Source organism: Arthrobacter sp. SO3 (assembly GCF_020532825.1).
Classification (GTDB): domain Bacteria; phylum Actinomycetota; class Actinomycetes; order Actinomycetales; family Micrococcaceae; genus Arthrobacter.
Genome location: NZ_MQTS01000070.1, coordinates 1 through 11,357, shown reverse-complemented (window position 1 = coordinate 11,357; position 11,357 = coordinate 1). Strand labels below are relative to the sequence as shown.

Genomic DNA, 11,357 nt, shown 5'->3' with positions numbered 1-11,357 from the left:
GCGCCCGGGCCGCTACCACCTCGTCAGAACTGCGCTACCAGGTGTTTGGACTCGCGCTACCATCAAGCGCTACTCGCCACCAAATCCTGCGCCAGCGCTTCATCAAGAGCGAAATTGAGCGCCACAGCGTCCTACCTGCTATTCCATCCGCTCAGGAAGCACAACGGCACGGCCAGTATCAGGGCAATTATGATGCTTTCCTTGTGGCTTCCGGACTGGTCAAACTCTCTGTTGAGCTACCCGCGGATCCGAGCCCACAGGAACGGGTTGCTTGGCAGTTGGTCCCGGCGTTCCTTAACGAATACGGACATCGCTACCCGCACATGACTCCGAAGTTGCTGGTTGCCGCATGGACAAAGGTGATGACCACACAGACAGCATCAGGTCAGTTGATGGTGGATCCCATGGAATTGCGTCTTGTGGTTGAGCACATGGCGAAGGAGACCGGGGAGCAGTTCAACCCTAAGATGATGGCCGCACATGCCCTACCGTTCCGCATTGAGATCCAGAACGGCCAGCGCAAGGCTCCCACGATGGAGTATCCGGGCCGATACTTTGACTTCCACCCCAGCGTCGCTGAGACGCCCGCTTTCGTTCCCACGGTCTGGGTTGATCATATTGAGTTCCCTACACACTTTCCGGCTTCATCCATTGACGATGAAACGTTGGACATCATCAACCGGGTTGTCCACTACCGCTACATGACCGAACGCGCGCAGGGCTTCACCGCTCCCATGGCTCGGTTCTTGGCTGAGGTCCTACTGACGACAGTAATTTTCCGCCTCAACACTGACAATCCGTTGACTAAGAGCGAAACATTCCATACGGCTTACCGCTTCTCGCACCGCTACATCCAAGAACAGCGGCCGCATGAAAGTAAGTACGCCACTGTTCCAGATTGCTAGAAACTGTTATGAGGCGGGTTGCCTACACTGGCCCAGAGAGCCCGGTGAAGCCTGCGTGCCCTTCGCCATGTTCGCCTTGTAATTTCGCCACGGTTCCGCATCTCGTACAGCCAGCCCATGAGCAGGCCCGCATCGTTCAGGAGCCTCATGACGATATGGCGCAGGTTGGTCGGAGTTAGGATCCCAGAAGCTATCCCCTGCCTGATTGTCAGTTCCAACTGGACAAGGGTGAGACGCGCATCCCGGTTCAATTCACGGATGCCCCTACTGCTTGGCTTGGGGTAGTAGCCCGTACGGGGAAGGTCAAAGGTGAGATCGCTGAGCCGTTGCGTGCAGTTGATAAACACATTCACGGCAGGTTCTTCTTCCACGACCTTCCTCCCTTACTTATAGCGTCGTATGGTTCTTAGACCGTTCCGCAGCCTATTCCGATCCTGATAAAACCATGTTTGGCGAGGAAAGTCGAACTATCATCATCTTCCGTTAGGTGTTGTACCGACACCTAGAATCATGGGGCAAGCAAAAGGATCCGGTTATCCGGATAATTTAGGCAACATGGCTACAAATGTGGACAACCAGCCCCTTTGTGGAGTGGTTTCTCTTGCTTAAAGAGCGCGCAGGCGTTCCGCAAGGTCGGCGTAAAACGCATGGTTCTCGACCACCCGGAGCCAGTCGCCTAAGGGACAAAAGCACTCGATCTGCCCATGGTCCAAGAAGCGTTCATTGAGTCAGATCCCATGCCTTTACGTGTTCACGAGATCAGCGAATAACTCCGCCTGAGACAGTACTAGTTTTGTCGCCTTGTCAGAGGTTTCTGGCGGGTATCCATGACGGGACAGTAGAGCGCGGATTTTCATGCGGAGGCTGGCCCGTACTTGTTCCTTGAGGTTCCAGTCAGTCTTGGCGTCCCTTCTGACCAGCTCTACAAGCTCGTGGGCAATGGCGAGCAGCTTCTCATGATCCATCTCCGTACGCGCCACTGTGTCGTCTGTCAGGGCGTTGTAGAAGGCAAGTTCATCCTCCCGAATGCCCATGCTTGAAGGTTTGGCATCTTCTGCCTTCATCTGCTTGGCAAGCTCGACCAGCTCCGCTATGACAAGGGACGCCGTGATCGCCTTGTTGCGGTAAGCCTTGATCGACTTCTGAAGCATCTCGGAGAACCGTTTGCTGGTAACGAGGTCGCGGTTCTTGCGAGCCGACACTTCCTGCTCCAGTAAGCGGCGCAGCGCCTCAATCTGGAGGTTGGGGGTGGCCGACATCCTGAACCGTTCAACGAAGGAGTCATCAATGAGTGAGATGTCCGGGTTGTCCATTTTGTTCTCACCGTAGAGGTCCATCACACCATCACCGGACAAGGCAGCCGAAAGAATCTGCTGGATCGCAATGTCCACGGCTACACGCCCGCTATCGTCGTCGTCTGATGTCCCCGACTTTCCGAACAACGCCCGGACGGAGTTGAAGAACTTAACGTCGTTCACGATTCCAAGTTCGTCAACTGCCGGTGTTGCTGCACGGTGCAGGCGATCAAGCTGGCTGGAGTGAGCAATGAACCGACTCTGCAATGACTCCTTGGTGTCAGAGGCACCGGCGTCCAAATCGACCTTCAAGATGTACTCGGCTGCCATGTCACCAGCAGCGATCCATGCTCGCGGTTCGCCGGACGCGAGGTTAGCGCGCCAATCATGGGGATGGAGCATGTCAGAGACGACACCGTGGAGTTCGAGAACCTTAGGTACCAGTGAATCCCGAATGTCCTGCCCGACTTCATGGTTATCCTGATCCCGCCGCGTGTAATTCGTGAGGGCAGACTTCAGGTCTTCCGCGATGCCTAGGTAGTCCACGACGAGTCCGGAGTCCTTGTCCCGGAAGCGCCTGTTCACACGGGCGATGGACTGCATGAGGGACGCGCCTTTCATTGGCTTGTCCACATACATCGTGTTCATCGGCGGGGCGTCAAACCCGGTCAGCCACATGTCTCTGACGATCACGAGGTGCAACGCATCGTCTGGGTCTTTCGCCCGCTTCTTGACGACCTTCTGATCCTCTTTTGACAGAACGTGGTCCTGCAAGGACTCCGGGTCACCGGCTGAGCCGGTCATGATTACTTTAACGCCGCCCTTGTTGGCATCGTCATCATGCCAATGGGGCCTCAGTTCAATGATGGCGTCATAAAGTGCCACGCAAATGCGGCGAGACATGCCAACGAGCATGGCTTTGCCCCCGGTGGCTTCACGGCGCTTGTCCCAGTGCTCAACGAAGTCCGCAGCAAGCTGCTTGATCCTTGACTCCGACCCGACAATTGCCTCAACCTTCGACCAACGAGTATTCAGGCGCTGACGCTCTTCATCGCTCTTGACGCTCAGTGTCGCAGCCTGAACCTGTGCATCCAGCGAAGCAAGGTTCGTCTCAGGGACGTCAATCTTGATAAGTCGCGGTTCGTACAGAACCCGAACCGTCGCACCGTCTGCGGTTGCTTGAGTCATGTCGTAGATGTCGATGTACTCGCCGAAGATTTGGCGCGTGGACTTGTCATCGGAATCAATGGGGGTGCCGGTGAAGCCAATGAACGAGGCACTCGGCAGACCATCGCGAAGATGACGCGCGAAACCGTCGATCAGGTCGTAGTTGGACCTGTGCGCTTCATCCACGACAACAACGATGTTTTCCCGGTCCGACAGCAGCGGGAACTGTATACCGTCCGCGCGCTCTTCCTTCGACAGTCCGAACTTCTGAAGCGTGGAAAATATGATGCCGCCTGACTGGCGTCCTGACAGCAGCGTTTTCAGGTGACGCCGGTCCTCGGCCTGCTCAGGCTTCTCTGGAAGTGGCGCACCGATGCGTGAAGCAGCAAACTCTTCATCAAAGAGTTGAGAGTCCAGATCGTTGCGGTCGGTGATAACAACGACGGTCGGATTCTTCATCTCGGGGTGTCGCATGATCTTGGCAACATAGTGCAACATTTCCATGCTCTTGCCAGCGCCTTGCGTGTGCCATACGACGCCCGCACGCCGGTTGGTCGCCTTGGCTTCGAGCGTGCAGTCCACGGCCTTTCGCACGGCCCAATACTGGTGGTATTTGGCGACTCGCTTCATCAATCCATCGCCTAAGAAGCTGACGTATGAATGCACGAGGTCAAGGAGGACCTCACGGTTCAGCATTCCCTGAGTCATGAGGTCAAGCTCGTTGATGTGTCCTGTGTGGCGAGTTCCGTCCCAGTCAGCTTTCCACGGCGCGAAGTGCTCCCGTGGGGCCGTAAAAGTTCCCGCACGCGCGAAGTGACCGTCCGAGATCACGCATAGCTGATTCCACGTGAACAGCTCCGGGACGTTCTTCTTATACGTCTGAATCTGGTTGAAAGCCTGACGGATATCAGCGTGCTGACTGTCAGGGTTCTTCAGCTCCACCAAGACCATCGGAAGTCCGTTGACGAAGAGAACCAGATCGGCCCGCCGTGTGCGTGCTCCGGCACCGCGCCCCTTGACCGTGAACTGATTTACAGCCAACAAGTCGTTATTGGAGGGATCATTAAAATCCACGAGTCTTGCAAGGTAAGTTCGCAGCTCGCCGTTGGCGTTTCGAACCTCGACGGGCACGCCGCCAACCAACAACTGGTAAGTGCGCCAGTTCTCGGTTAGCGCTACCTCAGACTGTGCCCGCAGGGCGGCGTTTGCCACAACGTGCACAGTCTCAAAGTCAAGCTCCGGGTTCAGATTAGAGATGGCCTGAAGGAGGCGCTCCTTGAGAACGACTTCCCTGAAGTCTTCACGCTCGGCCTGCGGCTCTCCGGGGTTGATGGTGGACCCATGTACATAATCCCAACCCACCTTTTGCAAGTGCTCAATCATCATTTCTTCAAGCACATTTTCAGATACCCCGGACATGATCCCCCTCAGTCGTTTGTTGCGTCACACAGCTTCTAAAAGTTTAGCTGCACTATTAGGGGCAACTTTTCCGGAGAGCAGCAGAGGAAGAAGCACATCTCTAGTTCGCGATAGCTCATTTACCTCGGCCTGAAGCTGGTTAAGACCCGCACGTATTTCAGTGCCCAAAGCATCAAACGCCTCAACCGCAACAAGTGATGGAGTACCTACTTGAACCCCAGTGATCACCTTGGCGTTCATGTTCTTCTGCACGGAACCGCCCGATGCACCTTCCGCATATTGTGAGTAGAAGGGGGACTTTAGCAACCCATAGATGTAGTGACTGAAAACCCCGTTTATGGGCTTAAGCCGTACCAGATAGGACGCAAAGACGGCATCCTGAGAGTCGTCGTCAACGATGGCGGACTTGCCGGGATCAGCCATACGAGCAACCACGATGTCACCTTTGCGAAGACGGTATTTCTCGAGATCGCGGGCTGAGATAGGGCAGTGTGGCACACTACCCCAATCGATCCAGTTCCGTTTGTTGATATCCATGACACGAAGGAACTTTGGGTCCTCCCCTACGTCTGTGGCCGACGCAGTGTAACCGTATTGGGTGGATACAAGCTCCGAGAGCGAAAACGCTTCCCCCTCCACGACTGACCGCCCAAACATACGCTGCCACTCTGTAAGATACATCGCGTCGAGGTCCGACATCAGTCCCGTATTGATGTCGATGAGATCATCGAATGCTCGCAGCACACTAGCGATGGCACGCTGTTCGGTAAGCGATGGGAGATCAGGTAGCGGCATCTTCCGAACGTCTGCCACGTTGATGTGCTTGACCGTAGAACCTTCTGAGTGATCCTCCATCCACTGTTGAAGTTCTGGACCGAGAATCCGATACAAGAGGTAGTTGGAATCCAATTCCGCGCTGCAACGAATCAGGACAGTTCGTTGACCGAGGCAAATGCGATGCCCTGCCTTGATCATCCCAACTTGTCCAACCGGCGCTTCGCGAGCGAGAACCAAGTCATCAGGCGTCGGCACTTCGCGCTGAGTCCACGTTTCAAATGTTTCCTGCGATACCGGCTTTGCATTTTCCAGCAGCAGACGCCCGCCCTTGATGTCGCGAGTACCTACCGAGTAACCGTAGGCGTTCGATTCAGCCCTAGGGGCCGTCTTATGAGCACAGTCAGTGACTGTGGCGTACATACTTAGGTACGATTTAGACATCCTCTTCCACCACCAGTCCGTCAAGAAGTTCTTCTACACGAGCTTGCAGGAAGGCGCGGGCAGCGAATCCTGACTTGATCGAATCGCGCAGCTCGACAATTTTTTCCTCGACCGGAACCCCGTCGTCAACGATGCTTTCACTGCCAACAAAGCGACCGGGTGTAAGCACCCATCCAGCCGCCTCTATTTCGGCGGTTGTCGTGGACTTACAGAATCCGTCCACGTCAGCGTACGCGCCGTGTGTCCGCTCCCCTCGCCATGCATGATATGTGTCCGCAATCTTGGCTATGTCATCGTCGCTGAAGGCCTTCTGATTCCGGCTGGCCATAAACCCAAGTTTTCGGGCGTCGATGAAGAGCACTTCATGTTGGCGATCACGGCGAGCCTTGACGCCTTCCCCCAACCGCTTCTTTTTGTCATGGGTCATGAACCAGAGAGAGACCGGAATTTGCACGCCATAGAACAACTGACCGGGGAGACTCACGATGCACTCCACCTTGTCTTCCTCTATCATCTTCCGGCGAATATCACCTTCATTGTTCGTGTTCGATGTCAGCGAGCCGTTCGGCATGACGGTGGCCGCAGTACCAGTGGGCGACAAATGATGGAGGTAGTTCTGCAACCACGCGTAGTTGACCTTGGAAGCGGGCGGTATGCCGTAGGGGAATCGCTTCGTCTCAGACTGGAGGGCATCCGCCGCCCAGTACACCTTGTTGCCAAAGGGCGGGTTGGTAATGATGAAATCGGCGCGAAGGTCCTTGTGCTTGTCGTCAGCAAAAGAGTCACCCCATTCCGCCCCAAGGTTCGCCTCAATACCGCGAATGGCGAGGTTCATCTTCGCCAACCTCCACGTCGTGGGGTTCATCTCCTGTCCGTAAACAGAGATGTCATTACGACTCCCCGAGTGAGCAGCAGTGAAGTTGGCTGACTGGACAAACATACCGCCAGAGCCACATGCCGGATCGAAGACGCGCCCCTTGTACGGCTCAAGCATCTCGACCATGGTCTTGACGATTGAACGAGGCGAGTAGTATTCACCGCCGCTCTGGTCGGCACCTGATCCGAACTGAGAAAGGAAGTATTCGTAGACCCTGCCGAGCACGTCCTGATCCTCGTGCTCAGCAGCCGAGAGGTCCTCGCGGGAGAACATGTCGATGAGGCCACCAAGAGTTCCAGCAGCCAAATCCTTGCTGGCGTAGCTCTTAGGGAGCACGCCAATTAGGGTTGAGTTCTCCTTCTCAATAGCTTCCATGGCGTTGTCTACGCGGACGCCGATGTCCGGCAGCTTCGCAGCGTCACGCAGGTCTGTCCATCGGTGCCCCGCCGGTATCCAGAAGGCTCCGACCCCCGTGTAGAGGTCCCGCTCATCCAAAAAGCGTTCGCGCTCTTCCTCATTCGGCAGGTACATGTCCGAAGTAGGGTCTGCGAACTGGACAGCAGCTTCGGCGCGGCGCTTCTCAAATTTATCAGACACATATTTCAGGAAGACCAGACCAAGTACCACGTGCTTGTACTCGGAGGGGTCCATCGAGGAGCGTAGGCGATTGGCAGCCTCCCAAAGGGATGCCTCCAGTCCGAGTTCCCCTGTTTTCGATTGACGTGGAGCCACTGGTTCTTCCTTACGTATGGTTGTCTCCGGCTAGCCACCCCGTGCATTCCGTTTCAGGACCAACAGTTCGGCAGTGTGTAGAGACCGCGAGTTCTTCTAAGACTGGACACTAACACCGAAAATGCGGGCAGTTTTTAGGTGTTCGCTTCTGGCGGCCAGTCGCTGCCCCTGACTCAGAAGCAACGAGACTCAGACCCCTGAGTAACCCCCTGACGCTGCGCGAATCGTCGCCGGCTTCACATCTGCTTGCACTGTCGATGGAACGAAACGCCTGTTTTTGCGGATTTTCCGCACAGGATCGCGTTTCATGCGTCGGAAGCAGTAGTGTTGGCCCTGTAAGCACTGAGACGAAGGGCCGTCATGCTTTTAAAGTTCCAAGTCGCAAATTTTCGCAGCCTCCGGGATCCGGCAACGCTGAGCCTCTACAGAGCAGGCAAGCGCCCCAAGGGTGTTGCCCCCGAGGACTGGAGCGATGTATCGCCAATCATGGCGGTGTTCGGCAGCAACGCGTCCGGTAAGTCAACCCTGTATGAGGCGTTGCGGACCGTCCAAACGGCGGTAAGGAACTCCTACACACGGTGGGAGCCGGACAGTGCCGTACCCGTCATGCCGTTCCTGCTGGATCCTGACTTCATCACCGAACCCACGGAATTTTCCATCGAGTTTCGGGCCGATGACGACCTCGACTATGTGTATGGGTTTTCCTGTGATCAAACGCGAATCCTGACAGAACATCTCTATGTTTATAAGAGTGCGCATCGTACGGTGCTTTTTGAGCGCGGGCTTGGCGACGACCTTGATGACATTAAATTCGGTCCGTCGTTCAAGGGGATGAAGGCGGAACTCAAACAAGCGGTTCAGTCCCGGCCTAACGCACTGACGCTGAGTGCTGGTTCCCAGATGGGGGCTTCATCTCAACTCACGCCTGCGTACCACTGGATAACTCAGAAACTCCACTGCTATGACGCCCAACAATGGGAATTTGAGCACTTACGAGTTCAGGATCGACTGATGCATGATCCGGCATTTAGCCAATCCATGCTAATGATTCTGTCTAAGGCTGACTTGGGGATTGATGGCATCGAAGTCAAAGAGACAGAACTTCCACCAATTCCAGACGGCGGCGGGCTTGTCGCCCGGTTCAACTACACACTGTCTAAAAATGCGGAAATGCGTGCGGAGCGAATTTCCGGACAACTCATGTCGCCCGTCAGACGGGAATTGATACTTTCTCACAAATCCCCTACGGGCTCGACGCCCTTCTCAATGGCGTACGAGAGCCAAGGCACTAAGAGTTTCATTGCCCTCGTATCGAAGTGCCTGCTGGCGCTTGAAACAGGTGGAACGGTCATCGTCGATGAAATTGATTCGAGCCTTCACAGCGTTTTGACGGCGGAAATCGTGTCGATGTTTAAGAGCCCCACGGTGAACAGTCGCGGCGCGCAACTAATTTTTACGACGCATGATGTCGCACTGTTGTCCAAGGGTTCGATGGAGCATCCGCTGTTGGAGCGGGACCAAATCTATCTGGTCGAGAAGGACAGGAAGAATGCCTCCTATCTCATTAGCCTGACTGAATACAAGTTGCGACCAGATGAGAACATTTTCAGGAATTACATTCTGGGTAGGTATGGCGGATTGCCTAGCCCCAGTTTTCTGGAATCAGCCCTGTTGGGCGACTTCCCTCAAACTGCGGCTCCCTAGGCATGGGCAGAAGACAAGAATCCAAGTTTGCTGGCCCGCGCTCAAAGGGCCGCAATCAGGCAACCCGTCAGCCGCGTGACCGTTTTCTCATCGTGGCAGGTGGGATGACCGAGGGCGAATACTTTGAATACATCAGGCAATCATTGTCGAACACGCCGTTGAAACTGGATGTCGAGTCTAAGGGCAGAAACCCGGCTGCTCTTCTGAGGCGAGCGATTGACTTGCGCGACGAGGACCGGCTCGAGGCCAGACGGAATAATGACCGCCAGAATGTTTACAAAAAGGTGTGGGTGGTCACCGACACCGATGACTTCGCTGGCGAATTGATGAACATCGCTCCGGAGGCATCAAGCGCGGGCATTGACCTCATCATCAGTAATCCATGCTTTGAACTTTTCATGGTGCTCCATGACTACGCCCACGGAAGGTATTGCGAGACTTCCCAGATTCAGACTGTAGCCAAAAGCAAGGGTATGCTCACGGGCAGTAACAATAAGAGCATCGTGCTGGACAAGATTCAAGGCAACTTTGAACGAGCCGAGGTCTTTTCCCAGCAACTCAGACAGCGCCACGAGCAGGATTGCAGGTCGTTTCCGGATGATAATCCATCCACATCGGTCGACACCGTGATTAGAACCCTTATCGAGAGCGCCCGTAGGAGCATCCCCGGTTTTGAGCACACTCTGTAAGCACTACGACGAGTACGGGAGGCACCGCCTGCCAACACGGTTCGCCGGGTTTCGACGGGATTGCCACGCGAGCCAAAGCGAGAACAGGCAACATAAGACAGCGGCAGTAGTCCTGCCGTGTGGGTCACGCGTGTGTAGTAGCCAAAATCCATGAGGGAAGGTGGCATGTAGTCACGGTTGGCAGTTCTGTCCATATGGAAAGAACTGCCAACAAATGTGGACGGATTAGGCAGCCAGAGCCAAGGCCCGCTGCTTGGTGAGACGGTCCGCGAGCCGCCAATTGGATACTAGGATCTCGCTGGCATCCCTTCTCGCACCATTGACGGTCCATATGTGGTCAGGACGCACACAGGCGAACCCCGCGAACAGTTTCCGCACGGGAGCAGTGTCAGCGTTGCTCATCAGGACCATGGCCCCGAGAGCAGTCATCTTGTTCATGTTTTCAGCCAGAACCCCATGGTCGAAGCCGCCAGAGACATAGTTGCTCGTAATTTCATGGCCGTCATCCGCGGTGGTCTCGTAGGGAGGATCCAGATAGATGAAATCCCCGAAGCCCGCAGTGTTCAACACACGTTCGTATGAGCCTTGGGTGATCGTGACATCGAAAGCATTCAGCAGTTCAGAGACCGCCCGCATGTTGGCATAATCAGGATCCGAGTGGCCCGCATGTCCTGCATGTCCTGCATGCCGGTAAGCATACGATGCCTTCATGAAGCCGCTCTTGTCCGTGGTAAGGGAGCCGCCAAAGCACGTGCGAGCAAGGTAAATCCATCGGGCTCCGCGTTCAGCCTGTGACTTCTGTTCTAGAACCGCATTCCGGTCCCAGAACCGCACAGCATTGAAGTGCTCCCGGCAATGCGCAGCAAAGAAGCCTTCAAGGATGCTAAACAGCAGTTCAGGGGTTTCCTTCAAGGCAGACCAAGCAGCCACGATTTCTGGATTGTAATCAGACAGGTAGAACTTGCGACCCGAGCCCTTGGGTTCCCGAGACAAGACATCAAGGGCAATCGCTCCCCCGCCAAGGAACGGCTCGTAGTAGTCACGGAAAGTCTCAGGGCTGTTGGAGTGGATCCAGTTCGCAATCTTGCGCTTGCCACCCATGTAAGGGAAGAACGGGTGCGCAATAGTAGTAGTTGTTGTCATGGTGTTCATCTCCCTTAGGCAGCCGCAGCAACAGAAACGAACGCCAGCAGTTCAGCAATGACAGCCTGAGCGTCCAGCAGAGCATCCCGCACGAGGTCCGTGCCAGTGTCAGTAGTCAGCCCAGTCAGCACCAGGGCTCCTGACATGGGGATTCGGGGGCTGGCCGGGTTTCCCGGATTGGCGGGGATTTTGCGGGTCCGGGGTCTTT

General features: G+C 55.4%; 8 protein-coding genes. 3 read left to right on the top strand and 5 right to left on the bottom strand.

Annotated features, from left to right (window positions below):
- Positions 1 to 905: hypothetical protein (locus BJQ90_RS07600; RefSeq protein ID WP_226759690.1), on the top strand; the 905-nt coding region annotated here is incomplete at its 5' end.
- 743 nt (positions 906 to 1,648) lie between these two features.
- On the opposite strand, the gene BJQ90_RS07595 is transcribed toward BJQ90_RS07600, so the two are convergent.
- Genes BJQ90_RS07595 through BJQ90_RS07585 form a run of 3 tightly spaced genes read right to left on the bottom strand, consistent with a single transcriptional unit; the run spans position 1,649 to position 7,613 of the window.
- Entirely contained in the window at positions 1,649 to 4,786 is a 3,138-nt protein-coding gene (locus BJQ90_RS07595; protein ID WP_226759689.1) for a type I restriction endonuclease subunit R, read from the bottom strand.
- A 24-nt stretch (positions 4,787 to 4,810) separates the two neighbouring features.
- On the bottom strand, positions 4,811 to 5,983 hold the full coding sequence (locus tag BJQ90_RS07590; RefSeq protein WP_226759688.1) for a restriction endonuclease subunit S: 1,173 nt from the start codon (positions 5,981 to 5,983) through the stop codon (positions 4,811 to 4,813).
- Positions 5,984 to 5,996: 13 nt separating this feature from the next.
- Positions 5,997 to 7,613 (bottom strand): type I restriction-modification system subunit M, encoded by a 1,617-nt coding sequence (locus BJQ90_RS07585; RefSeq protein ID WP_226759687.1) that lies wholly within the window; start codon positions 7,611 to 7,613, stop codon positions 5,997 to 5,999.
- Positions 7,614 to 7,973: 360 nt separating this feature from the next.
- Here BJQ90_RS07585 and BJQ90_RS07580 point away from each other — a divergent pair, with 360 nt between their 5' ends.
- Positions 7,974 to 9,317 carry an AAA family ATPase gene (locus BJQ90_RS07580; protein WP_226759686.1) on the top strand — a complete coding sequence of 448 codons (1,344 nt, stop codon included), beginning with the start codon at positions 7,974 to 7,976 and terminating at the stop codon, positions 9,315 to 9,317.
- Positions 9,318 to 9,319: 2 nt separating this feature from the next.
- Positions 9,320 to 10,006 (top strand): RloB family protein, encoded by a 687-nt coding sequence (locus BJQ90_RS07575; RefSeq protein ID WP_226759685.1) that lies wholly within the window; start codon positions 9,320 to 9,322, stop codon positions 10,004 to 10,006.
- Positions 10,007 to 10,231: 225 nt separating this feature from the next.
- On the opposite strand, the gene BJQ90_RS07570 is transcribed toward BJQ90_RS07575, so the two are convergent.
- Complete coding sequence (locus BJQ90_RS07570) at positions 10,232 to 11,149, bottom strand: DNA adenine methylase (RefSeq protein ID WP_226759684.1); 918 nt, start codon at positions 11,147 to 11,149, stop codon at positions 10,232 to 10,234.
- Positions 11,150 to 11,163: 14 nt separating this feature from the next.
- Positions 11,164 to 11,357 (bottom strand): hypothetical protein (locus tag BJQ90_RS07565; protein WP_226759683.1); only part of this gene is annotated, 194 nt, incomplete at its 5' end.

Bases quoted from the DNA above. Each gene is read 5' to 3' on its own strand.
- BJQ90_RS07595 (WP_226759689.1), bottom strand. From the start codon at position 4,786: ATGTCCGGGGTATCTGAAAATGTGCTTGAAGAAATGATGATTGAGCAC.
- BJQ90_RS07590 (WP_226759688.1), bottom strand. From the start codon at position 5,983: ATGTACGCCACAGTCACTGACTGTGCTCATAAGACGGCCCCTAGGGCT.
- BJQ90_RS07580 (WP_226759686.1), top strand. From the start codon at position 7,974: ATGCTTTTAAAGTTCCAAGTCGCAAATTTTCGCAGCCTCCGGGATCCG.
- BJQ90_RS07575 (WP_226759685.1), top strand. From the start codon at position 9,320: ATGGGCAGAAGACAAGAATCCAAGTTTGCTGGCCCGCGCTCAAAGGGC.
- BJQ90_RS07570 (WP_226759684.1), bottom strand. From the start codon at position 11,149: ATGACAACAACTACTACTATTGCGCACCCGTTCTTCCCTTACATGGGT.